This is a genomic window from uncultured Rhodospira sp. (genome assembly GCF_937138205.1).
Classification (GTDB): domain Bacteria; phylum Pseudomonadota; class Alphaproteobacteria; order Rhodospirillales; family Rhodospirillaceae; genus Rhodospira.
Genome location: NZ_CAKZOT010000042.1, coordinates 1 through 23,151 on the forward strand (window position 1 = coordinate 1; position 23,151 = coordinate 23,151).

The 23,151-nt window shown below is 65.5% G+C and carries 19 protein-coding genes; 4 read left to right on the plus strand and 15 right to left on the minus strand.

The genetic code is table 11. The features are described 5' to 3' along the window. Positions 1-213: 213 nt before the first annotated feature. The 3 genes from Q0309_RS04815 to ppdK are packed head-to-tail and all read left to right on the plus strand — an operon-like array spanning position 214 to position 5,997. Positions 214-1,116: a glycine--tRNA ligase subunit alpha gene (locus Q0309_RS04815; protein ID WP_299438032.1), complete on the plus strand. Its 903-nt coding sequence runs from the start codon at positions 214-216 to the stop codon at positions 1,114-1,116. 3 nt (positions 1,117-1,119) lie between these two features. Continuing rightward, the gene (glyS, locus tag Q0309_RS04820; RefSeq protein WP_299438033.1) at positions 1,120-3,306 is read left to right on the plus strand and encodes a glycine--tRNA ligase subunit beta; all 2,187 of its coding nucleotides are present in this window, start codon (positions 1,120-1,122) and stop codon (positions 3,304-3,306) included. A 6-nt stretch (positions 3,307-3,312) separates the two neighbouring features. Further along, positions 3,313-5,997, plus strand: a complete 2,685-nt coding sequence (gene ppdK / locus Q0309_RS04825) for a pyruvate, phosphate dikinase (RefSeq protein WP_299438034.1) — start codon at positions 3,313-3,315, stop codon at positions 5,995-5,997. 296 nt (positions 5,998-6,293) lie between these two features. On the opposite strand, the gene Q0309_RS04830 is transcribed toward ppdK, so the two are convergent. Together Q0309_RS04830 and Q0309_RS04835 are read right to left on the minus strand one after the other, a co-directional pair. Then, positions 6,294-7,142 carry a tetratricopeptide repeat protein gene (locus tag Q0309_RS04830; RefSeq protein WP_299438035.1) on the minus strand — a complete coding sequence of 283 codons (849 nt, stop codon included), beginning with the start codon at positions 7,140-7,142 and terminating at the stop codon, positions 6,294-6,296. Then, entirely contained in the window at positions 7,135-8,049 is a 915-nt protein-coding gene (locus Q0309_RS04835; protein ID WP_299438036.1) for a Crp/Fnr family transcriptional regulator, read from the minus strand. The genes Q0309_RS04830 and Q0309_RS04835 overlap by 8 nt, the downstream gene beginning before the upstream one ends. Positions 8,050-8,472: 423 nt before the next feature. Here Q0309_RS04835 and Q0309_RS04840 point away from each other — a divergent pair, with 423 nt between their 5' ends. Continuing rightward, on the plus strand, positions 8,473-8,964 hold the full coding sequence (locus tag Q0309_RS04840; protein ID WP_299438037.1) for a PilZ domain-containing protein: 492 nt from the start codon (positions 8,473-8,475) through the stop codon (positions 8,962-8,964). Positions 8,965-9,037: 73 nt separating this feature from the next. Here the strand turns inward: Q0309_RS04840 and Q0309_RS04845 are convergent, their stop codons facing one another. From Q0309_RS04845 to Q0309_RS04905, 13 genes are all read right to left on the minus strand, one after another. Next, on the minus strand, positions 9,038-10,522 hold the full coding sequence (locus tag Q0309_RS04845) for a TadE/TadG family type IV pilus assembly protein (protein WP_299438038.1): 1,485 nt from the start codon (positions 10,520-10,522) through the stop codon (positions 9,038-9,040). Beyond that, complete coding sequence (locus tag Q0309_RS04850) at positions 10,519-11,046, minus strand: TadE/TadG family type IV pilus assembly protein (protein ID WP_299438039.1); 528 nt, start codon at positions 11,044-11,046, stop codon at positions 10,519-10,521. The genes Q0309_RS04845 and Q0309_RS04850 overlap by 4 nt, the downstream gene beginning before the upstream one ends. After that, positions 11,043-11,582, minus strand: a complete 540-nt coding sequence (locus Q0309_RS04855) for a TadE/TadG family type IV pilus assembly protein (RefSeq protein ID WP_299438040.1) — start codon at positions 11,580-11,582, stop codon at positions 11,043-11,045. Before Q0309_RS04855 ends, Q0309_RS04850 begins: the two co-directional genes overlap by 4 nt. Positions 11,583-12,099: 517 nt before the next feature. Further along, positions 12,100-12,990, minus strand: a complete 891-nt coding sequence (locus Q0309_RS04860) for a type II secretion system F family protein (RefSeq protein WP_299438041.1) — start codon at positions 12,988-12,990, stop codon at positions 12,100-12,102. Between the two features lie 91 nt (positions 12,991-13,081). Then, a complete protein-coding gene (locus Q0309_RS04865; protein ID WP_299438042.1) occupies positions 13,082-14,122 on the minus strand; it encodes a type II secretion system F family protein in 1,041 nt (346 codons plus the stop codon). After that, complete coding sequence (locus tag Q0309_RS04870) at positions 14,115-15,608, minus strand: CpaF family protein (protein ID WP_299438043.1); 1,494 nt, start codon at positions 15,606-15,608, stop codon at positions 14,115-14,117. The genes Q0309_RS04865 and Q0309_RS04870 overlap by 8 nt, the downstream gene beginning before the upstream one ends. A 281-nt stretch (positions 15,609-15,889) precedes the next feature. Continuing rightward, positions 15,890-17,110, minus strand: a complete 1,221-nt coding sequence (locus Q0309_RS04875) for a cellulose synthase operon protein YhjQ/BcsQ (protein ID WP_299438044.1) — start codon at positions 17,108-17,110, stop codon at positions 15,890-15,892. A gap of 69 nt (positions 17,111-17,179) precedes the next feature. Continuing rightward, entirely contained in the window at positions 17,180-17,848 is a 669-nt protein-coding gene (locus Q0309_RS04880; RefSeq protein ID WP_299438046.1) for a CpaD family pilus assembly lipoprotein, read from the minus strand. A gap of 5 nt (positions 17,849-17,853) precedes the next feature. Further along, the gene (locus Q0309_RS04885; protein ID WP_299438048.1) at positions 17,854-19,626 is read right to left on the minus strand and encodes a type II and III secretion system protein family protein; all 1,773 of its coding nucleotides are present in this window, start codon (positions 19,624-19,626) and stop codon (positions 17,854-17,856) included. 481 nt (positions 19,627-20,107) lie between these two features. Then, on the minus strand, positions 20,108-21,352 hold the full coding sequence (gene cpaB / locus Q0309_RS04890; protein WP_299438050.1) for a Flp pilus assembly protein CpaB: 1,245 nt from the start codon (positions 21,350-21,352) through the stop codon (positions 20,108-20,110). A 69-nt stretch (positions 21,353-21,421) separates the two neighbouring features. Further along, on the minus strand, positions 21,422-21,958 hold the full coding sequence (locus Q0309_RS04895; RefSeq protein WP_299438052.1) for a prepilin peptidase: 537 nt from the start codon (positions 21,956-21,958) through the stop codon (positions 21,422-21,424). 187 nt (positions 21,959-22,145) lie between these two features. After that, positions 22,146-22,325, minus strand: a complete 180-nt coding sequence (locus Q0309_RS04900) for a Flp family type IVb pilin (RefSeq protein WP_299438054.1) — start codon at positions 22,323-22,325, stop codon at positions 22,146-22,148. A gap of 655 nt (positions 22,326-22,980) precedes the next feature. Then, positions 22,981-23,151 (minus strand): Flp family type IVb pilin, encoded by a 171-nt coding sequence (locus Q0309_RS04905; RefSeq protein ID WP_299438056.1) that lies wholly within the window; start codon positions 23,149-23,151, stop codon positions 22,981-22,983.

Below are 23,151 nucleotides of genomic sequence, written 5' to 3' on the forward strand. Positions count from 1 at the left end.
TCGCGGCGGTCAGACGCACCCTACGAGCTGGCGGAGAAGTGTGAATATGATAGCCCCGGAGGGGGGAGGAGAACAGGCCGGCGCCGGCCGCAACCGACGTTCTCCCACCATCCTGAGAATTGCTGACGCCCAGCCCGCCACCTTGACCGGTCCCGGGGGCACGGCTAGCGTGCCCGCGCAGAGTCGTCGTCCTTTCCCGCCAGCGAGACCCCCATGGACCGTGCCGCCCCGGCATCCCCGCCCAGTTTTCAGTCCCTGATCCTTCGGCTGCAATCCTACTGGGCCGATCGGGGATGCGTGATCCTGCAGCCCTATGACATGGAGGTGGGCGCCGGCACCTTCCATCCGGCGACCACGCTGCGGGCGCTCGGGCCGGAGCCCTGGGCGGCCGCTTATGTGCAACCCTCGCGCCGGCCCACGGACGGCCGCTATGGCGAGAACCCGAACCGCCTGCAACACTACTACCAGTTCCAGGTCATCATGAAGCCCTCGCCGGCCGACGCGCAGGACCTCTACCTGGACAGCCTGCGAGCGCTGGGGATCGACCCCCTGGAACACGACATCCGCTTTGTCGAGGACGACTGGGAAAGCCCCACCCTGGGCGCCTGGGGCCTGGGCTGGGAGGTCTGGTGCGACGGCATGGAGGTCACCCAGTTCACCTACTTCCAGCAGGTGGGCGGGTTCGACTGCGATCCGGTGTCGCTGGAGCTGACCTATGGCCTGGAACGGCTGGCCATGTACATCCAGGGCGTCGAGAACGTGTACGACCTGGACTACAACGGCTCTGGCGTCTCGTACGGCGACGTGTTCCTGCAGGCCGAGCGGGAGTACTCCGCGCACAACTTCGAACACGCCGACACCGACGCGCTGTTCCGCCACTTCGCCGACGCCGAGACCGAGTGCGGCCGTCTGCTCGACGCCGGCCTGGCGCTGCCAGCGTATGACCAGTGCCTGAAGGCCTCGCACCGGTTCAACCTGTTGGACGCGCGCGGTGTCATCTCGGTGACCGAGCGCGCCGCCTACATCGGCCGGGTGCGCACGCTGGCCAAGGGCTGCGCCGAGGGCTGGCTGCGGAGCCGTGGCCATCTGCCTGCCTCCACCGTGGCGGAGGGCTAGGCCATGGCGCAGTTGCTGGTGGAACTGTTCTCCGAGGAAATTCCCGCGCGGATGCAGCACCGAACCGCCGAGGACCTGCGCCGGCTGGTGACAGACGGCCTGGGCAAGGCCGGGCTGGCGTTCGACGGCGCGCAGGCCTTCGCGACGCCGCGCCGCCTGGCGTTGGTGGTGGACGGGCTGCCCCTGTCCCAGCCCGACACCCGCGAGGAACGCAAGGGCCCCAAGGCTGATGCGCCGGACAAGGCGATCCAGGGCTTTCTGGGCTCGGTCGGGCTGACCCGCGATCAGGTGGAGACGCGCGACACACCCAAGGGGCCGGTTCTTTTCGCTGTCATCGAGCACAAGGGCCGGCCGACGCATGAGGTGCTGCCGCGCCTGCTGTTCGAGGCCATCACTGCCTTGCCCTGGCCCAAGTCCATGCGCTGGGGGGCCGGCTCGTTAACCTGGGTGCGGCCGTTGCACCACATCCTCGCGGTGTTCGACGGCCAGCCCCTGAACGGCGGCCTGAGTATGGGCGCGACACCCGGCGCCCGGCCGGACGGATCGGGACCGGCCGTGTCGGTGGGCTTCGTCGATGATCCCCACACGGCGTCGGCGGACACACCGTTTCTGGCGTTCCAGGCCGGCACGCGCGGGCATCGTTTCCTGGCGCCCGATCCGTTCACCGTGCGCGACTTCGCCGACTACCGCGACCGCCTGCGCGAGGCGTTTGTCGTGCTCGACGCCGCCGAGCGGGCGCACATTATTCATGAGCGCGCCGAGGCACTCGCCGCGTCCGAGGGGCTGCGCCTCAAGCCGGATCCCGGCCTGCTGGACGAGGTCGCCGGCCTGGTGGAATGGCCCGAGGTGCTGATGGGCCGACTCGATGACGCCTTCATGGCGGTGCCGCCGGAGGTGCTGACCACCGCCATGCGCGGCCACCAGAAGTACTTCAGCCTGGAGCACCCGGACGGCCGGCTGGCCACGCGGTTCATCGTCGTCGCCAACATGCGCGGCGCCGACGGCGGCGCGCGCATCGTCGCCGGCAACGAGCGGGTGCTGCGCGCGCGCCTGTCCGACGCTCGATTCTTCTGGGATCAGGACCGCAAGGCGCCCCTGGCCAGCCGGGTGGAGGCCCTGAAGGCCCGCGTGTTCCACGCCCGCCTGGGCACGGACCACGACAAGATGGAGCGCATCCGCGCCCTCGCCACTCGTCTCGCCGCCCACGTTCCCGGGGCCGAGCCCGCCCTGTGCGAGCGCGCTGGCCTGCTGTGCAAGGCCGACCTGACCACCGGCATGGTGGGCGAGTTCCCTGAGTTGCAGGGCGTCATGGGCCGGTACTATGCCCGGCACGACGGCGAGGATCCGGCCGTCGCGGAGGCCCTGGCCGAGCACTACGCGCCGCTGGGACCGGCCGACCGCTGCCCCACCGCGCCGGTGTCGGTCGCCGTCGCGCTGGCCGACAAGATCGATACCTTGGTCGGGTTCTGGCGCATCGGCGACAAGCCGACCGGCTCGCGCGACCCGTTCGCCCTGCGCCGGGCCGCCCTGGGCGTCATCCGTCTGATTGTCGAAAACGGGCTGCGTCTGCCCCTGCTGGAGGCGTTCCGCGCCGCCACCGCTGCGTACGATCAAGGCAAGCCCCCCAGTGGCGCGGACCACGACGGATCGGACGCCGTCCTGGACGATCTGCTGGCCTTTTTCGCCGACCGCCTGAAGGTGCACCTGCGCGATCGCGGCGTGCGCCACGACCTGATCGCCGCGGTTTTCGCCCGTGGCGGCGAGGATGATCTGGTTCGCCTCTTGGCGCGGGTGGACGCGCTCGCCAAATTCGTGGAAAGTGACGACGGATCGAATCTACTGATCGCGTATCGCCGCTCCGCCAACATCGTCCGGATCGAGGAACGGAAGGATCAGGTTCGCTACCACACGCAGGACGTCCGTGTGGATCTGCTGCGGACAGACGAGGAAAACGCCCTGTTCGCGGCCCTTTCCGACACCATGACAGCGACCACCCAGGCCGTTGGAGCCGAGCAGTTCGAAGACGCGATGGCACGCCTCGCGTTGCTGCGGAGCCCTGTGGACGCCTTCTTTGAGACCGTAACCGTCAACGCGGACGATCCGTCCTTGCGGTGCAACCGACTGCGGCTTCTGTCGCGCATCCAGCTGGCCATGGAGACCGTGGCCGACTTTTCCAAAATCGAAGGGTGAGGGAACATGTCGAAGTGGGTCTACTTCTTCGGGGACGGCCAGGCCGAGGGCCGCGCCGACATGAAAAACCTGTTGGGTGGCAAGGGCGCCAACCTGGCCGAGATGAGCTCGCTGGGCGTTCCGGTGCCGGCCGGCTTCACCATCACGACCGAAGTCTGCACCTACTACTATGAGAACGGCGAGACCTACCCGCCCGATCTCAAGCAGCAGGTCATGGACAATCTCGCCCGCATCGAGACCATCATGGGCGCCAAGTTCGGTGACGCCACCAACCCGCTGCTGGTGTCGGTGCGCTCCGGCGCGCGCACGTCCATGCCGGGCATGATGGACACGGTTCTCAACCTGGGCCTGAACGACACCACCGTTCAAGGATTGATCAAGCTGTCCGGCGACGCCCGCTTCGCCTATGACAGCTACCGCCGGTTCGTGACCATGTATTCCGACGTCGTGCTCGGCGTGGACCACTATCACTTCGAGGAAATCCTGGAGGCCCTGAAGGAAGACAAGGGCTACACCCTGGATACCGATGTGACGGCCGACGACTGGAAACACCTGGTCGGCGTCTACAAGGCCAAGGTGCATGAACAGCTCGGCAGCCCGTTCCCCGAGGATCCCGTCGAGCAGATGTGGGGCTCCATCAGCGCCGTGTTCGGCAGTTGGATGAACCAGCGCGCCAAGACCTACCGCCGCCTGCACCATATCCCGGAGCACTGGGGCACGGCCGTCAACGTGCAGGCCATGGTGTTCGGCAACATGGGCGACACCTCTGCCACCGGCGTCTGCTTCTCGCGCGATCCGTCCACCGGCGAGAACGCCTTCTACGGTGAGTATCTGGTCAACGCCCAGGGCGAGGACGTCGTGGCCGGCATTCGCACGCCCCAGAATATCTCCATCGCCGGCAAGGAGAAGAACAACTCCGACCTGCCGGCCATGGAAGAAACCATGCCGGAAATCTACAAGGAGCTGGTGGGGTACCGCGACCGCCTCGAGATTCACTATAAGGACATGCAGGACATGGAGTTTACCATCCAAGGTGGTAAGCTCTGGATGCTGCAAACCCGCAACGGCAAGCGCACCGCCGCCGCCGCCCTGAAGATCGCTGTCGACATGTGCAACGAGGGCCTGATCGACAAGGAAACGGCCATCCTGCGCGTCGCGCCGGAACACCTGGATCAGCTGCTGCACCCCACCCTCGACCCCGATGCGCCGCGCACCCTCCTCGGGCACGGCTTGCCGGCCTCGCCCGGTGCCGCGTCCGGCCAGGTCGTCTTCACGGCGGACGAGGCCGAGGCCTGGGCGCAGAAGGGCAAGAAGGTGATCCTGGTGCGCGTCGAGACCTCGCCGGAGGACATCGGCGGAATGCACGTCGCCCAGGGCATCCTGACCACGCGCGGCGGCATGACCAGCCACGCCGCCGTGGTGGCGCGCGGCATGGGTGTTCCCTGCGTCGCCGGCGCCGGCGAGATGCGGGTCGACTACCGAGCCAAGACGCTGAAGGTCGGCGATACCGTGGTCAACGAAGGCGAGATCATCACCCTGGACGGCGCCAAGGGCGAGGTCTTCCTGGGCGAGGTGCCGACCCTGCAGCCCGAACTGAGCGGCGATTTCGCCGACCTCATGCTGTGGGCCGACAAGGTGCGCCGCATGAAGGTCCGCGCCAACGCCGAGACCGCCGAGGACTGCGCCACCGCGCGCAAGTTCGGCGCCGAGGGCGTCGGCCTGTGCCGCACCGAGCACATGTTCTTCGACCCCAAGCGCATCATTCACATCCGGCAGATGATCCTGGCCGAGGACGAGGCCGGCCGCCGTTCGGCGCTGGAGCACCTGCTGCCTTACCAGCGCCAGGACTTCGTGGAGGTGTTCAACATCATGCAGGGGCTGCCGGTCACCGTCCGGCTGTTGGACCCGCCGCTGCATGAATTCCTGCCGCATTCCGATACCGAAATCGCCGATGTGGCCGCCTCGGCGGGCGTCGACGCCGCCACCGTGAAGAGCCGGGTCGCCATGCTGCAAGAGGCCAACCCGATGCTTGGCCATCGCGGCTGCCGCCTGGGCATCACCTACCCCGAGGTCTACGAGATGCAGGCCCGCGCCATCTTCGAGGCCGCGCTGGAGGTCTCGGAAACCAGCGGCGAAACGGTTTTGCCGGAAATCATGATCCCGCTGGTCGGCTCGTGGAAGGAACTGGAACCCATGCGCGCCCTGGTCGACCGGGTCGCCGAGGAGACGTTCGCCGCCAAGGGCCAGCGGATCGCGTACCACGTCGGCACCATGATCGAATTGCCGCGCGCCTGCATCAAGGCCGGGCGGATCGCGGAACACGCCGATTTCTTCAGCTTTGGGACCAACGACCTCACCCAGACGACGCTGGGCATGTCGCGCGATGACTCGGCGCCGTTCCTGGAGGTCTACGCCCAAAAGGGCATCTACCCGCGTGATCCGTTCCAGAGCATCGATGTCGAAGGTGTCGGCGAGATGGTCCAGATCGCCGCCGAACGCGGCCGCAAGACCCGCCCGGACATCAAGCTGGGCATCTGCGGCGAGCACGGGGGTGATCCGGATTCAATCCACTTCTGCGAGACGGTGAATCTGGACTATGTGTCCTGCTCGCCGTACCGCGTGCCCATCGCCCGTCTTGCGGCGGCCCAGTCGGTGCTGCTGAAAGGCCAGGAGGCCGAAAAGGACCGGTAATACCAGCCGACCGGAGTCATGACTCCTCGCCATTCGCCGGGCGCGGTGCCGGCGCGGGAGATCCCTCGGCTCGCTTCGCTCGCTCGGGATGACGATTCTCAAAAAAAAAAACAAATACATACGTCATCCCGAAGCGTCCGTTAGGACGCGAGGGATCTCCCAAAGTGGTGTGCCGACGGTCCGGAAAACGTGTCACGTTTCCGTCGCTGGTATAAAGAGCTGTTTCCGGCTCCGGTTGCGAAGAGGCCCCGGCGATGTCCGTCGCCGGGGCCTCTTTGCGTCAGGATTGCCTTGCATCAGGGCTGCGTCGGGCCAGCCCCAAATACATCGGGACGCGGCACCGCCTCCCCGCGCCCCACCATCCGCGCCAGGTCCCTCAGGACGCGATCGGCCTGGGCTTCCGGCAGAATGGCCCGCGTCACCCGTTCCGCCATGTCCATCCGCCCGGCGAACGCGTACAACACGGCGAGGTTCTGGCGCATTTGCAGGGTCGCGGCCGGATGGCGCGCGGTGTCCGTCTGCAACCGGATCGCCTGCTCCAGGTCTCCGGACAGCGCCAGCGACAGGGCCAGGTTGTTGGCGGTGCGCAGGTCATCCGGGTTCGCCGCCAGCACGGCCCGGTACGCCTCCTGTGCCGCCTGGTGTCGGCCATCCCGATCGGCCAGGATTCCAGCCAGGGCCAGGATACGCGGATCGTTGGGCGCCTGCGTGCGCATCTCCGCCACGAGAGCCGCCGCATCGCTGTGGGCGCCCGTCGCGGCCAAGGCCCGGGCCAACTCAATCCTGACATCCAGGGACTCGTCTATGCGGTCTTCGGACAGGGCGCGGCGCAATTGGCGCAGCGCCTCCTGCGGCCGCCCCATGTACCTGAGGTTGCGTGCCAGACCGAGCACGTATTCTTCATTCTCGGGCGCCGCCTCGACTAGCCGTGAATACTGGTCGACAGCCTGCGGATATCGGGTCCTGGCCTCGCTGTCCCGGGCCATCTGACTCAGCGTCTCCACCAGGACGCGGTCCTGGGAACCCGATGACCGGCCCGTGGTGGCGCCGTCCAATCCCAGGCTCGAACACCCAGCAACCGCCAGCCCCACCGTCAGAACGCCGATGGCCTTGGCCCTACGCGCAACACGCTTCCGGTCAGACATGGGCCAGCGCCTTCAGCCGCGCGGGATCCCGGACGAGCAAGGCCCGATGCTGGCGCGAGACGACGCCTTCGCGGGCCAGCCAACCGATGGCCGCGGCGACCGTTTCCCGCTTCGTCCCCGCCCAGAACGCGATGTCCGCGTGCGACGGCAGGGGATCGATGATCCATTCCATGCGCGCGCTCGGATTGATCTCGGAGAGCCGGGCGAGCTGCGCATACACCCTCTGCTTCGCCGTCAAGGTGGAGAGATTGTACATGCGCCGGTTGGAGGTCCGCAGATAGCCGGCGACCCGCTGCAACAGGGCGATCGCAAGGTCTCCGTGCGCCTTCACCAGGTCGACGAACGCTTCGCCTTCCATGATGGCAACGAGGGAGGGTTCCAGGGCCACGGCCCGCGCCGAGCGCATCCGCCCATCGATCGCCGACAACTCGCCGAAGGTGTCACCCGCCCCCAGTTCCGTCAAGGTCATCGGCGCGCCCTCGTCCACCAGCGCCTCGAACGCGAGCAGGCCGGCCCTAATACTGTCAGTCTCCGCCACCGAATCGGCGGCCGACTCCGCGCCCGGGTCCGTTGGTGGTCTCCCGGCTGCCGCGCCCCCAGGGGATCCCGGCGGGGCCTCCTCCGCGTCGTCGTCCTCGCTCGGCCCCCGGAACACAAGAATCCGCAGACGCCCGCGAACAATAAAGAACACGTCGCGGCTGGAATCGTCTTGATCGAAGACGACATCGTTGGTTTCCAACTGGCGCCAGCGACACGACTCTTCCACCCGCGCCAACGCATCAGGCGGCAGGCACCGCAACAAATTGTTGTCCTTCAGCGACGCAGCCGACGCCCCATCGCTTTGTCCCTGATCCACCCCCGCCCCGATATCGCTGCCCCCTTCCGGTCTGGCTGTCTTCGTGACCATTCCTTGCTCCTTGCCGGAAGACGTGCGGGCCTTCGTGACTCAACGTCCATGACAGTTGGCTGTTGCCCATCCCGAGCGCCCGTGGCGCGCGCGCGTTCCGTGCGCCCGCCCGGCAACAGGGGGCCGGACCGAAATCAGGGAAAACGCGATCGGCGACCGAGGATGCAACGGCGCCCCTGTATTGCCAACGTGTAAAATGGAAGGCTATCTCTCTTTCTGCGCCGCTTCAACCACCGTCATCACTATCGCGTCCGTCGACATGCGTTCCCCTTGACTTGATCAAGTTCGCCGCCGGCCCTATCCAGCCGCTGACCGTCGCCGACCGCGACACTCACTGACGCGGCCGCGCCCGCGTTTTTTTCTGGATCGCACCACCAACACGGCACACAGTGACGTGGGGCAGCGTTCCAAGGAGGCCATGTGGTGACGCCGAGCAACCATGCCCAAGACGAGCCGGGACCGATCATCCACCGCCGCAGCGCCAAGCGCCGCCGCGTGCTCAAGGGCGGGTGGTTGGTGTTGGCGGACGGAACGTCCTCGATCCGCTGTTTCGTGAAGGACATTTCCTCGACCGGAGCGCGTATCCAGACGACCGACACCGGTGCCATGCCGGAGGGTCATCTCAAGCTGACCCTGTCCGACGGCGAAACCCTGAACGCCGAGGTCGTCCGCCGATCCGGTCAGGAACTCGGTATCCGTTTCGTCAGCGACCGCCGGCCAAGTCTGGCCCCGCCGCCGGACCCCGTCGAGCAGGTCATCGAACAGATGGAAGCCATGTGCATCGAGGACATCCTGACCCGACTCGACAGCCTCGGCTTGACCGCAGACGACGACGTCAAGGCCGCCGCGACCGCGTTCGAGGCGGCCTACACCGCCCTGCACGCCCGCCTGACGACCAAAGTCGGTCCGTGGTGATGGAACAGGAAAGGGAGGCGGGGTCACCGCCTCCCAGTCTCGTGAGTCTCCAGGGTCCGGGATGGGCCGCCCCCTACCGGCTGACCCGCAGATTGCTTAGCTCAACGGCGATCGCCTTGAAGGATGCCTTGAGGTCCGCCTGAGTCGGACTGTCAAACCACTTGGTCGGGTCGGTCGCGCAGTTGCGGTACAGGTCCTTCGTGGCCTGGTCGATGCCGCTGCTGAAGGTCACCGTGTAGACGATGATGCCCTTCTGCTTCAGCTCCTCGCACATCGCGGCCATACGGTCGTCGATCGTGTCGTTGGCCGCGCCCATGTTGTTGGTGCCGATGCGCGGGTTGTCCGAGGACAGCCAGCCAATACCCGTGTAGTCGGAGTTGACGTCCTCGTATTCCTCGTTCGGCCCGGCGTCATTTGGCAGCTTGTAGAACTGGTTGACGCCGTCGGTCATCATCACGATGGCTTTTTCCCACAGTTCCTTGTTCCAGGGCTGGCCCTCGGTGAAGGGCGGCTCGGGAGACAGGACGCGACGCCCCCAGGCCAGGCCGATATCGGCCATCGTTCCGCCCCGGTGCCAGGCGTCCAGGCCCCTGACGACGTCGATCAAGTCACCCTTCTTGTTGGTCAGCGGAATGATCGGCGAGGGGCATCCCAGGTTCGGGCCGGTGCCGCTGTTCTGGTAGGTGGAGGGGTTGTACCGGACCGTACCCTCCATATCCTCAAGATCGTAGTCGTTGGAGGGATCGGGTTCCCAGGCCCAGGCCTCCCAGCCGGCGGGATCGTCGTCGCCGAGCAGATCACTACCGGTGCGCTCCATGACACAGCCCTTCCAACCCAAGCCATCGGCGAAGGACCCGCCATCATCGGGGTTCCACTCGAAGGGCACGTAGTTCGGGTCGCTCTCCTCGGGCCACCAGGCGGGCGCCGTCGGCGAGGTGTGGCCGCCAAAGGCTTCCGGCCCCGGGTTGACGGACGCGGCATAGGGCACGATCGATACGAACAGCTTCGGGTGAACCGTCTCGCTGCCGAACAGAATCTTCACGAAGTCCTCGGACGCGTCCCGCAGCGCGCCGATATTGTTGTTGCCGCGCATGGAGCCCGTGTTGTCGAGGACCATCGCGACTTCCAAGCCCTTGATGGCCCGGATCACCTCGGACTCGGCATAGACCGTGAGTTCCTCGAGCGAGAACAGTTTCATGAAGAAGGTGTCGAACGTGGCTTTCGCCGAGACCGTGACGACGTTGTCGACCTCGAAGGCCACGATATCGTGAACATGACCAATGGTGTCGTCCGGGTAGTTGGCGATGACGAAGTCCCGGGCGCGATCCATGATGTCGACAGCCTCGTCAACAGTTGACCCCACGGCCAGCGCGGCCGCATCGACGGCATACCCCAGGCGGTTCTTCAGGTAGTATGCCACGCCCAGGTCAACCGCACCGCCGAGGGCGAGGAACAGCGGCGCCATGAGGAGGCCGAACACGATGACCGTGACGCCACGGGTGTCGCGGCGCAAACGGCGCAGGATCCTGCCGATCCAGGTTGGGGTGTAGCGTCTCATGACGTGTGGTCCACTTTTCCGTTGAGTGCAATGCGGCGCGTGATACGCGGCCGAGCGAAAGCGTCGTTTTCAAAAGATTCGCTTTGGAGCATGAAGCCAAAGGGGCTATTGTATTCGTAGCTCATCTTGACGACGATCACGCTTTCATTGGGAGATCCCAGGCCTTCGGCTTCGGAAACACTTACCGAACCGCCCCCGGCCTCTCTGTCTTCCCACAAAAGGTCCGGATTGCCCTGCTCATCAAAGCCGACGCTGGCGATCGTCACGCTCACGGTCTCGGTCGCCAGTGGGTGCATGATCGCGTCGGCCGCGAACCGGATATCCGCGAGTGTGGCGTCCGAGATGCTGGATTCCTGGGCCACCAGGTCGGCCACCGTCTGGGCCGCCGTCAACGCCTTGCGGTGCGCCTCAATGTAGGCGGTCAACTCGACCATGCCGATGAACATGGTCACCAGGATCGGGATGGAGAGTGCCGCCTCCAGCGCCGCCACGCCGCGCCGGCACCGAAGCAGCTTGCGAATCATGTCCATGGCTCCCCCTTCACGACCACCGTGTACTGGATGAGACGGCTGTTGTGCGTGTCTTCAAAGAAGTGCCCGATCAGCGGTGTGAAGAACTCGTAGCGCGCGAACAAACGCGCAACCGTAATCGTTCCCGCATCACCGGGGTCGAACACCGGCGAGGACGGCATCCCGTCATCGCCAAGGGGAACCGGCGCCAAATCAAGCGATTCGTAGTTACGGTAGTGGCGCACGTCGTACTCGAGATCGCCGCACGACATCATGAGCAACATCTCACCGCATACGGTGTCGTTGAACTCCTGCCAAGGGGACGCGGCCTGATACACTTGGCCTGTTCTGAGCTTGCGCGCGCCTTCTTCAAGGGCGCCGTGCAGCATGACGCTCTGGATGAGCATGGCGCCGATTTCAATGACGCCCACGATCAGCATGAACAGTGGCAACGCGAGCAATGCGAATTCCACCGCCACCGTGCCACGTTTGTCACGATGAAGACGGAAAGGCCGTCCCCACCACCTCCTGGTTTCAGGTCGTTTCGTCATGTCGCGATGTCCTCTTGATCGGCACATGGACACCACATGCCGAAGGTCATGCTCCGATGGTACGAACCCGGAACTGTCCCCGTCAGTGACGGGCGTCACCGTGCCCGGCGCTTGACGTCGCATTCGCTTGTCCCGACCGCACGCGCGCCCCTGCCGGCCTGGGACGCAAGGGCGTGGATCAGTTGCGACTGTCGGAGACAGGGCGCGACGAGACCGTCGTTCCGTGATCACACCGTCCGACGATAGGAATGACTCGTCCGGCCAGGGTCACTTCGGCGCGCCGACGATGCGGAGTCTTTGATTTCGTCGCCACCCCGGCCGCTAAATGCGCGGCCATACTTGGTGGGCGCAGGCCCCATTTCGGTTGAAGCTGGCATCGCGAAGCGATGCCAGGGGCACGCCGGCCGCCCGAGGAAAAGGGCACCATTTCGTTGGGCGGCATCACACGGCGATCACGCGTTGATGCGACTGGCGGCGCAAGAGGCTTGGACCGAAGGCGTTTTCCCTTCGTGACCCCTCAAAACGCGCCCATTTCCGCGATTTGAATGCCGGCCGGACCGAGAATCACAAGAATCAGAACGGGCAGGAAGAACGTGATCATCGGCACCGTCAACTTGGCCGGCAGGGCGGCCGCCTTGCGTTCGGCGCGGGACATGCGCTCGGCCCGGTTCTCTTGCGACAGGACCTTCAGGGCGTGGCTGACCGAAGTGCCGTACTTTTCCGATTGCAACAGCGTCACCGCCAGCGCCTTCGCCGCCGGCAGGCCGGTGCGTTCGGCGAAGTTGGTGTAGGCCCGGCGCCGGTCCCCAAGAAAGGCCAGTTCGGCGGTGGTCAGTCCGAATTCCTCGGACAGGGTTGGGGACGCATCCTCCAGTTCATGGGTGACCCGCTGGAACGCCGCCTCAATGGACAACCCCGCCTCGGTACAGATCACCAGCAGGTCCAGGGCATCCGGGAAATTCAGCGTCATGTCCTGCTGCCGTTTCGTGATCGCGTTGACCAGCAGGATGTGCGGCAAATAGAAGCCAACGGCCGCGGCCCCCACAAGCGCGCCAATTTCTTGAAAAAAAACAAGCTCTTGTTGAACCAGGACCGTCGTATAGAGGAATGCCAGGGCAAGAAAAACGACCATCAAGATCGCCCGCAGGCCAACATAGACCTGTGCCGCGAAGGGCTGTCTATAGCCGCCCTGTACCAGCTTTTTCTTGATGCCTTTCGGCGCGATCAGCTTTTCGAGATTGAACTTGTCGACCATCGACTGCAGCACGCTGACACTGCGCTGCGGCCGCCAACGGGCCCTTTTCTGCTCCATTTCAGCCCGCTGCTGGCGACTGAACTCTTCGCGCGCCTTTGAGATCGACCGCAAGCGGGCCGCCCGCCGGTCCCGCTCAAGAAGGGGCAGGGCCATGGCGAAGACCGTGGCGAACGCGCCAACAAAGGCGAGAACGCTGATGATCAGTTCAACGCGGACGCCAACAAATGTCGCTTCCATGGCACCCTCAAATCTTGAAATTCACCATCTTGGCCATGATACCGATTCCGGCGAGCATCCACACCCCACCGGCGACAAGCAAGACGTTTCCGACCACGGTATCAATCATCGGCATCATGTAGCCAGGACTGGTGAGGTTCACTAGAATACCAACAACAAAGGGCAATGATCCGATGATGAGGGCCGACGCCTTGGCCTCGGATGACATGGCCTTGATCTTGTTGCGCATCTGTTTTCGCTCGCGGATGACATTCGAAAGATTCGCCAGGGTCTCCGCGAGGTTGCCGCCGGTCTGCTGCTGGATTTGCAACACGATGGAGAAGAACTTGTACTCCGGGGTCGGCATCCGCTCCAGGCCGCGCGCCATGATCTCGCTCAGGGTCAAGCCAACCCGCTGGCCTTCCGTCATCAGACGGAATTCGGCGCCCACAGGGTCGGGCACCTCGCGCCCGACAATGACAATACACTCACTGACCGGCAGGCCGGACTGCACGCCACGCACCAGTACGTCGATGGCGTTCGGAAATTCATTGGTGAACTTCTTCTGCCGGCGCTTGACGAGGAAACCGAGCACCAGGCGCGGCAAACCAAACGCCACGATCACACCGAACAGGCCGGCCACCAACGGAGACAGGCCGCCGACAAACGACGCCAGGGCGGCGAGCAAGCCCAACGCGATGGTCGTGACGTGATACGCGCCGGGGCTCACCGCCAAGCCGGCCCGCGTCAACGCCTGCTTCAGGCGATTGCGCCGCCGCGCGCGGGTAACCTTGTCCCGTTCCAGTTCGCGCAGCTTGTCCTGGATGCGCTTCTGCCGCACCTGCGACTCGGCCCCACCGCCGGCCGCCCGCCCGCGCGCCAAGCCACCGCCCAGGGCGCCACCACCGGCCTTTTGCAGGCCCAGGCCCTCCATCCGCCGCCGCAGGCGCCGGCGCGGCTCGGTCAGGGCATAGGCCAATCCGCCGACCAGGGCCGCCGTCATGACGAACAGGGCGGCCGCGAGCCCGACGATCAGCACGAGGTCCGGGGGCAGAGCCGTCTCAGTCACTGGCTTTCTCCAACGCGCGGGCCAATCGATCCTCAAGGCCGAAATATCGAGCCTTGTCCCAGAAGGCCGGCCGGATACCGGTGGCGCGGTGACGTCCGAGGATCCGGCCGTCCGACGTTTCATCAAGGTAGTCGAACACCATAAGGTCCTGCAGTGTCACGACATCGCCTTCCATGCCAATGACCTCGGTCACTTGGACGATCTTTCTGGACCCGTCGCGCAGGCGCGACGCCTGCACGATCAGCGAGATGGCGGAAGAGATCTGTTCGCGCGTCGCCTTGGGCGGAAGGGAGAACCCTCCCATGGCCACCATGTTCTCCAGGCGCGAGATCGCCTCGCGCGGATTGTTCGCGTGCACCGTGCCCATCGACCCGTCGTGGCCCGTGTTCATGGCCTGCAACAGGTCGAACGCCTCCGGCCCACGCACCTCGCCGACGATGATGCGTTCCGGCCGCATCCGAAGGCAGTTGCGAACAAGATCGCGCATGGTGATCTCACCCACCCCTTCCAGGTTGGGCGGCCGCGTCTCCAGCCGGACGACATGCGGGTTCTTCAACTGCAGCTCGGCGGCGTCCTCGCAGGTGACAACGCGCTCGGACGGATCGATGTAGTTGGTCAGGCAGTTCAACAACGTGGTCTTGCCCGAGCCGGTGCCGCCCGAAATGAGAATGTTGCACCGCGACGCCGAGGCGACCTCCAGAATCGTGGCCCCTTCAGGACTGATGGATCCGAACTGAATCAGTTCATCGAAGGTCAACTTGTCCTTCTTGAACTTGCGGATCGTCAGCGTCGGTCCATCCAGCGCCAACGGCGGCACGATGACATTGACACGCGATCCGTCTGCAAGACGCGCGTCGCAGATGGGACTGGCCTCGTCCACGCGCCGCCCCACGGCCGAGACAATGCGTTGGCACACGTTCATCAATTGCGCGTTGTCACGGAACTTGACGGTGGTCAGTTCCACCTTGCCCTTGGTTTCGATGTAGACCTTGTCGTACCCATTGACCATGATGTCGGCGATATCGTCGCGCGCCAGCAACGGCTCCAGAGGGCCAAGCCCCAGGATGTCGTTGCAGATGTCGGTGATGATCTGCTTCTGTTCCTGGGGATTCACCACGACGTCCTGCATCGAGATGATCTCGTTGATGACGTCCGAGATCTCCTCGCGCACGGCGTCGGCGGACAGGCTGCTGAGCTGACCGAGATCGATGGCCTCGATCAGACTGTTGAAGACCGACACCTTGATTTCGTCGAGACGGTTCTCCCGCGCCCTGAGACGGTCAAGACTGGCCTCGTCCACGACGATTTCAGGCTTTTTCGGCGGCTGGGCGGCTTTCGACAGGGCCGGGGCCGACGCCTCGGGTGTCGCCGCGCTATCGGTGCCCGTGTCGGGTGGTGTCCGGGGCGCGCCCGGCCCGGCTGGAGCCGGGCGCGGTGCCGGAACCGTCTCGCTATGGCCGCCTGGCTCTACGCGGCGTCCGAACATCGCTTTCTCCTTGCCCGAGCGGACACGCTCACCAGCGCCCTCCGAATGGGCCGCCCCGGCCGTTGTCCCACCATGACCGGCCTATGCCGGTTCAGTCCCCGGCACCGTTGATCCGCCCGTCGTCCGCCAAGAGCCCCGACGGCGCGGACGCACCCCGCACAATGGCGGTCCACGTCGACCATACCTTCGAATGACTCATAACAAGAGATCATGAAGAAAATCGAAAGGCGCTCGCCCGTGGCGATGCGCGGAGCCCCGGCGCACGCCCGCCAGAACCCGCATTACCCGCTCTTGGCTGTATTTTTCTTGCTAGTCGGGAGCAGGGAGCCCAACAGGCTCTTGCGCGCTTTTCGCGCGGCCCGAGTTCCGGGCTTCATTTCTAACTTTAGGCTGTCAACGAGTTGGTCCATGCTGCGCAGGAACGCCTTGCTGGCGCCCTTCTTGACTACCGGTTCGCCATTATTGAGCGCCTGCCCGAACGCCACCGGCTCGAACGGCACGCTGGCCACCGGCGCGCGCCCCAGCACGTCTTCGAAATCCTTCGGCGCCAGTTCGGCCTTCTGCGCCATGCCAACCTTGTTCAGAACAACGCAGGCGGGATTGGCGCCGCTTCGCTTCTCGGTCAGGAACGCGCCCATTTTCTGGACATCACGCAGGTTGCTGAGGTCCGGATAGACGACAAGAACCACCGCCGAGGCGTCGAGCAACAGATCACGCACCCAACTCGTCCACTGCCGTGGCAGGTCGAGGATCACCGCGTCGTACTGGCGGCGCAGCCCGTTCATGAACGACTCCATCATGTCGCTCGGCGGACGGAACGTCACATCCAACTGCGCCGTCGATCCCAACAGCATCACGTGATCGTCATAGCGGAGCAGGTAGCGATCCAGGCTGGTGGTATCGAGAGCATCCCCCTGGCTCATGACGTCCGCCGCGGACTGGCGCGGGTTCAGGTTGAGGCTGATGGCCGCCGTGCCGGCCGAAATGTCCAGGTCGACAAGCGCGACCTCGCCGGAAATGTCATGACCGATCTTGCACGCCAGGTTGCACGCCAGGGCGCTGGCGCCGACACCGCCGCGCACGCCCAGCACCGCGATCAGCGGCGCCAGGTTCTGCGCCGTCTCCGCCGAGCCAGACCGCAGGACCGCATCCAACAGATCGCCGGCCGACGGAGGACCGACGAGATAGTCCGCCAAGCCCATCCCCAAAAGCTGGCGATACAAGGCAATGCTGTCCTCGATGCCGATCACCAGAACCCGGGTCTCCGGCGCCACGAAATCGGCCACCGTGTCCAGGTCGGCCAGCATCCCCTCGCTGCGCTTGTCGCTTTCCAGGATCAACAGGTCCGGGCTGTCCATGCGCCCCAAGGCCGCCGGCGCTGCGGCGAGCCCGCCGTCATGGACGCGGACCTGCGAGCGGCGCATTCGCACATCCTCGCGCATCGCCTCGACCGCCGCCCGCGTCCGCCCGTCCTGAACGAACGCCTCCACCGAAATCCGCATGAACCCCAGTCCTCCCGGGAAAAAACTGTGACAGGGCGCGTCCCTGTTGGTGGTCCCCTGCCTCGCCGCTTACTCGTTCATGCCCTCGTCTTCCGTACCGCCCGAGGGCGCCGATTCGGTCGGCTCGCCGAGCCTGAACTTCTGGATCACCACTGTCTGCCGCGCCGGATCCGCCCCGCCCGGCATCCGCCCTTCGATCAGATCGCCGGGGTCGGACAGCATCAGGCCAATGTTCCGATTCATCGCGCAGCCGAAATTGGTGTGGTGCCGGTTGGTCGGGTTGAACCCGGTGGTTCCGGACCAGTCGCCGCACTGCGGGACCATGGCGACATAGGCCTCGAACGACAGTTCCACGTGGCGGAAGCCGTGCCCCTCGGTCGACTGCGCCGGCGCGTGCATCACCGTCTCGATGCCTTGATCATGCAACCAGTCGACCAGGACCCGGAAGGCTTCGCCGTCTGCCGCGCTGCGCACGCCAGCGGGCCGGACATGCATGGGCGTGCGTCCCCGGCGATGATACTCCTCCAGGAAGCCCTTTGGCATCGACACCAGCGCGCTCCGATCGCGCGGGTCCACCTCGGGCAAGGGCACGTTCGCCTTGAACGTCCGCCGCTCGGCCTGCAGTTGATACCGTTCGTCGACCTCCGCCTCGCCCGGGTTGTGACAGGCCGCCAGGGCCGTCACACACCCCATGGCCACGATCATGGCGGCCGGCCACCGTCGCATGGCTGCAATCATCGGCCCTACTCCATGATGAACCCGAACGGGGTGGAAACGGTGACAGCCGGTTGCGGCTCGCCACTTCCGTACCGGTCGTGCAGACGCCCGAACAGGTAGATATCGATGTCGTCGGCCGGCGGGAAGCCGTCCGTCGGCAGGGCCATTTCCGGCCCGAACTGGCGCGGACGCACCTTATAGGCCTCGACCGTCACCACCAGTTCGCTGCGTTCGTTCTGGAAGTCCTGGCTGCGGAACAGGGCGCCAAGCACCGGCAGGTCCATGAGCCCCGGCACGCCTTCCAGTCCGTTACGGTCTTCGGTCTGCAACAGGCCGGCGATCATCAGGCTGCCGCCGGACGGCAGCATGACGGTGCTCTCCGCCCGCCGCGTGCTCAGGCCGGGGATCGACAGGCCGTCGAGGATCAGCGAGTTCTCCCGGGAGATGCGGCTGACCTCCGTGATGATCTTCAGGCTGATCTGGTTGTCCGACAGCACCACGGGCGTGAACTTCAGCTTCACGCCGAACTCCTTGAACTCGATGATGATACGGCCATCGTCGTCGCGACCCACCGGCACCGGGAACTCGCCGCCGACCAGGAAGTTCGCCATTTCGCCAGAGATGGCCGTCAACGCCGGCTCGGCCAGCAGGCGAACCAGGCCTTTCTCCTCCAGGGTCGAGAACGTGACGTCGCTCAGGCCCAACGCGCCGATCAAAAGCGATCCGGTCGGGCCGGTGACCGCCGCTGGCGCCCCGAGGATCATTTGCGTCAGTCCGGTCGGTGAATCGTACACAAACGGCGAGGTATCCCGGAATTCCACGTTCTGATTGCTGAATTCCCATGGAGAGCGATTGTAAAAGGGATAGCTGCGGAAATTCGGTTGACCAGCCTTCCCCGTCTCGAAGTTCGTGTCCGTCGCCAGGAACTTGCGCGCCGTCCGGTTCATCTCGGCCACGCGCACCCGCAACAGCACCTGCTGGTCCCCGGCCACATCAAGGGAATTCACCACCGCGCCCTCGCCGCCGACGAACTGGCTGGCGACACTGGCCGCGTTGGCCGCGTCCACGGCCGAACGGACCTGGCCGCTCAGCACGATCCCCCCCGCCGTGCGCGTCACCCGCAGGCGGTTTTCCGGCAGCACGGCCGCCAGCGCCTGACGCAGACCGTCCGTGTCAGCCTCCACGATCATTTCGTAGGTGGCGAAAACCCTGCCCTCGGCGTCACGAATGAACACATTCGTCGATCCAACCGTACTCCCCACCAGGAAGACGCGCTTCGGCTCAGCCAGGATCTCCTGGACGATTTCGCGCCGTCCGATGACAACGCTGGCCACCGCCCGTTCGAAATCCAGCTGCACCGCGCGCCCGACCGTGGCGATAATGGTGTTTCCGCTCCGGTAGACCCCACGCGACACTTCCGTCAGCGGAGCGCTCTGATCGGGGGAGAGAGCCGCGAGATTGGCGCCGCGCGGCGGCACGGTCGTCCGCGTGATGTTCTCGGGCTCAGGGACCTGAACCCGACGCGGCGCCGGCGCGGTGTTGGTAACTGGTGCGGACTGCACCGCTCTCGGGGGATTCGGCGCCGCCACGGGCGCGGGCGTCACCGGAGTCGGAGTGTCCACCACCGGAACGACTCTCTCCGGGACCTGGGGCTGAGCGGCCGGCGCGGCCGGCGCGGCGACCGGCGGTTCCACCGGCACCGGCTCGGGTTCGGGCGGCGGCTCCGGCCGTACGAGTTGACCCCGATTCGGCGTATCCCATTGCCATTGCAACTCTTCTGGCGCCCCCTGCGCCAGCATTGGGCGTCTCTCAACGGCTTCGGCGCTGGCCGACTCGGAGCCCGGCTCCAGCCGCACCTCCGACGCCTGCGGCCGCGCCGTCTCTGGCGCAGCCCTGGCAACCGGGGGCGGAGGATCAAACCCGGTGGACCCGGTCCCCGACGCGGCGGCCGGCCGGTCCGAGGCTCCCCCGGCAGACCCACCGCTTGGGCGAGTCTGCGGCGGAAGCGGATCCAGGACCTGGGACCCGGACCCTTGTTCCGCAGCCGCGGCCGCAGGGTGCCACGCCAGCGGGGCGAGGGTCGCGCCCGTTCCCAAGCACAGCGTCAAGGCAACCGCCGAGGCGACGACCACACCCTGGCTTGGGACCGAGCGTGCTTTTCCGAGGGCGGGTTTCACGATTCACCATCCTCCGGCAGACTCTATTGAGGCCCGAAAAACCCCATCACGCTGGCATGTTACACGAGAGTCCTGTGCTTGTATATGAGAAACGTTAGGCAAATCACTCCTCGATTGGGATTTCGTTTGCCATTTCTGGAGTGATCCCGGTCGGCGATCCTGGATCGGCGCTGCCCCACGCGACATCCTGTTCGTTGGCGGCGGTGCGGATCGCGGGCGGCGCGGAGGACGCGCCATTCCCATTGGCGCCCTGGTAGGTCCGGGGGTCCTCCCCGCCCGTGTACACCGTGACCTTCCATTCCGGCCCGGTGTCCGGCTGCGGCCAGCCCTCGGCGGCACGACGCGCGGCCGCGTCCCGTACCCGCGCCAGTTCGGCCTCCAACTCGGCGGCGCGCCGACGAGCCTCTTCCTCCGCCTCGCGCAAGCGGCGCTCTTCCTCGCTGAGGTCGGATGGCCCCAACACCGTCCGCAGCACCAAGTCGAGCCCGCCGCTGACGCTGCGGTCGCTGACAAGCGGACGGTCGGCCGCGTCCTTGCCGTCGGAGACACCAAGCAGCGACGCCAGCCCGACCGGCGCCTGGCGGTCGCTCAGCGCCCGCAACGCCAGGGACACGATGCCCATCTGCGTCGCCAGATTGATCTTCTCGGCCTCGGCCGCCGTGACCTCAACGGTCACGGTGTCCACGACCTTGGGTTCCTCGTCGTCCTCGTGGAACGTCTGGTCGACAGCCAGCACGCGCACGGACTCGAGGATGGTTTCGGACATGAACCGTGAGACGGGCGTGTCCGCGCCGATGTCTCTTGAGTTGCGCGGCATCGAGTCGCGCACGTCGTGCGTCAGGATGACGTCGACGCGGTCGCCCGGCAGGATGAAGCCGGCCGCGCCGCTGGTGGCATTGACCGGAATGGAAACCGCCCGCATCCCCGGGTTCAAGGCGCCGGCCATGAAGCTGGCGTTGTCGCGCGAGAACACGGCCGTATCCGTGATCGGCTCGCCGGCGGCGATGGTCCGCCGCGTGACCTTGCCGGTCATCTCGCCTTCCAGGCGGGTGCGCTGGTCGAACAGGGCGCTTTCGGACAGGCCCTCGGCCGCGCCGATCACCTTGTAGCTCGGCAGGATGTCCTCCGCCGGCCAGGGCTGCCACCGGAACGCCGAGGCCCGCAGCGGAACGCCGGGCTCGATCACGCGGTCGGCCACCAGAACCTTCTGGCCCGAAAAGACCGGCAGGTCCGGCGTCGCCTCCGCCGCCTGTTGCCGTTGGCTCACAAGATACTGATTGACGAGATACGCCGCGCCGCCCGCCGCGGCCACGGCAATGGTCAGAACCAGCAACAGAACCGTACGCATGGCTCCGGTCTCCTTCCTTGTCGCGCGCGGCGCATCGGGAGTCCGTCAGGACGTCCCCTGCGCGGCGCATCACCGCACAACACCAGCCGTCACGCCGAGCGCCCCGAGCCACCAGATCGCGGCGGTGCCCGTCGCGATGGCCAGGCCGTAGGGCACGCTCTGTCGTTTCTCGGCCGTTTCGGTAAAGAAAGCGGGAACAAACCGTCCATTCGGGACAATTGCCCGCGGCAATAGTCTAACGAGCAGAACAAGCAGTGAGACGACACCGCCAGCCAGCACGACAATCAGAAGAAACGCGGGCAGGCCAGCCGCCGGGATCCACAGACTGATCGCCGTCAACAATTTGACGTCGCCGCCGCCCAGCATTCGGAATGCGAACAACGTCGTGGTGCCAATGAACACCAGGGCGGTCAGCCCGAGTCCGGTTCCCACCGTCGCCAGGGGCAGCGCGCCGATCAGCAGCGCACCCACCGCCAGGACGCCGTACAGGCCGGCAATGGCGATCGAGAATGTGTCGGCGATCCGCAGCATCCAGAGATCCTGGGCCGCAGCCGCGCACACGAGCGCTACAACAAGCGCAGCGCCAACAGACTCCAGGACATCCATTGCCCCCCACCCCTTTCTCAGTTCAGATCGCCGGGTCCGACCCCCGCCAAAGCGGACCCTCTGAATTGGAAACGGCCCGCCCTCGCGGGCGGGCCGTCCCCGAAACTCCTGCCCGGGGTGGCCCCGCGACAGGCGCGGGACCACCGGGCGGGACCGGCCAGCGCCAGGCGCCAGCGCGATGTCGACGTCAACCGCCGCTCATCTTGCCGCCAAGGTCATTGAACATGGTGTCCAGACCGCCACCCAGGGTGGTGGCACCGGCAATCAGGCCAACGGCAACCAGCGTCGCGATCAGGCCGTATTCGATGGCCGTCACACCCTTGTCGTCACCGCGCAGAGCGAACAGGATATTGCGAATGGTGAACATGGTTTCTCCTCCTTCGTATTAGCGCCTTCGCGCGCCAGGGTCTCATGGTCACGACGAAAGATTTCGTCTGAATACTTCAGGGCCGTTCGTTCCTTCGTCCCCACACCCGAGGCCCACCTTCTCCCGACCTCGTGAGTTTCACTTTACGCCGACGGCTTCGCGGTCACTGTGACGGCCATTACACCTGGAGCCGATTTTTTTCGGTGACCGGCAAAAAAACGCATCGAACAGGCTCCAGTCCCAAGAAGCCACACCACACCCATTAATATTGTTATTGACTGAGCGCGCCAGAATGATCAGGAGCTCGTTGCGCGGGGGTTGCAAAACCGCCAAAGAACGAACCAAAATCTAGTATCGTTAACGCGCTCAAACGCCTCGTCTGCGCAGGGCAACGATCATCACTATACAAACTCATGAATAGTCGGTCGGTTCGCATCGAGCGGTTCATGGACCGCGCACGCTCCAGCATGGTTTTTGATGGAACGCCGAGTCATGAGGCGGCGGTCCAACCAGCAACCGCCTTCGCCCCAGTTTCGATCAGCCCCGGCCGCCGTCAGAGCCCGTCCGGAAAGTCTCCGAGGTCGCAATATGTTGTGCGTCGGCCTCAACAACGAACACCGTCCGTGGTACCCATCAGGGCTTTCCGGACAGACACTTAGAGATGGCCCGCGAAGCCCGCGTACGCGTCGTTCAGGTCGACGCCCAGCGTCGTGGCGCCACCGATGACGGCCACGGCGATCAGGGTCGCGATGAAGGCGTACTCGATGGCGGTCACCCCGCGCGAGTCGCGCCGGACGTCATACAGCTTGGCGATCCAGTTCAACAT

Excerpts from the sequence above, each read along its gene's own strand:
- Q0309_RS04815 (WP_299438032.1), top strand. The coding sequence starts at position 214 with ATGGACCGTGCCGCCCCGGCATCCCCGCCCAGTTTTCAGTCCCTGATC.
- glyS (WP_299438033.1), top strand. The coding sequence starts at position 1,120 with ATGGCGCAGTTGCTGGTGGAACTGTTCTCCGAGGAAATTCCCGCGCGG.
- ppdK (WP_299438034.1), top strand. The coding sequence starts at position 3,313 with ATGTCGAAGTGGGTCTACTTCTTCGGGGACGGCCAGGCCGAGGGCCGC.
- Q0309_RS04830 (WP_299438035.1), bottom strand. The coding sequence starts at position 7,142 with ATGTCTGACCGGAAGCGTGTTGCGCGTAGGGCCAAGGCCATCGGCGTT.
- Q0309_RS04835 (WP_299438036.1), bottom strand. The coding sequence starts at position 8,049 with ATGGTCACGAAGACAGCCAGACCGGAAGGGGGCAGCGATATCGGGGCG.
- Q0309_RS04845 (WP_299438038.1), bottom strand. The coding sequence starts at position 10,522 with ATGAGACGCTACACCCCAACCTGGATCGGCAGGATCCTGCGCCGTTTG.
- Q0309_RS04850 (WP_299438039.1), bottom strand. The coding sequence starts at position 11,046 with ATGATTCGCAAGCTGCTTCGGTGCCGGCGCGGCGTGGCGGCGCTGGAG.
- Q0309_RS04855 (WP_299438040.1), bottom strand. The coding sequence starts at position 11,582 with ATGACGAAACGACCTGAAACCAGGAGGTGGTGGGGACGGCCTTTCCGT.
- Q0309_RS04860 (WP_299438041.1), bottom strand. The coding sequence starts at position 12,990 with ATGGCCCTGCCCCTTCTTGAGCGGGACCGGCGGGCGGCCCGCTTGCGG.
- Q0309_RS04870 (WP_299438043.1), bottom strand. The coding sequence starts at position 15,608 with ATGTTCGGACGCCGCGTAGAGCCAGGCGGCCATAGCGAGACGGTTCCG.
- Q0309_RS04875 (WP_299438044.1), bottom strand. The coding sequence starts at position 17,110 with ATGCGGATTTCGGTGGAGGCGTTCGTTCAGGACGGGCGGACGCGGGCG.
- Q0309_RS04880 (WP_299438046.1), bottom strand. The coding sequence starts at position 17,848 with ATGATTGCAGCCATGCGACGGTGGCCGGCCGCCATGATCGTGGCCATG.
- Q0309_RS04885 (WP_299438048.1), bottom strand. The coding sequence starts at position 19,626 with ATGCTGGCGCAGGGGGCGCCAGAAGAGTTGCAATGGCAATGGGATACG.
- cpaB (WP_299438050.1), bottom strand. The coding sequence starts at position 21,352 with ATGCGTACGGTTCTGTTGCTGGTTCTGACCATTGCCGTGGCCGCGGCG.
- Q0309_RS04895 (WP_299438052.1), bottom strand. The coding sequence starts at position 21,958 with ATGGATGTCCTGGAGTCTGTTGGCGCTGCGCTTGTTGTAGCGCTCGTG.
- Q0309_RS04900 (WP_299438054.1), bottom strand. The coding sequence starts at position 22,325 with ATGTTCACCATTCGCAATATCCTGTTCGCTCTGCGCGGTGACGACAAG.
- Q0309_RS04905 (WP_299438056.1), bottom strand. The coding sequence starts at position 23,151 with ATGTTGAACTGGATCGCCAAGCTGTATGACGTCCGGCGCGACTCGCGC.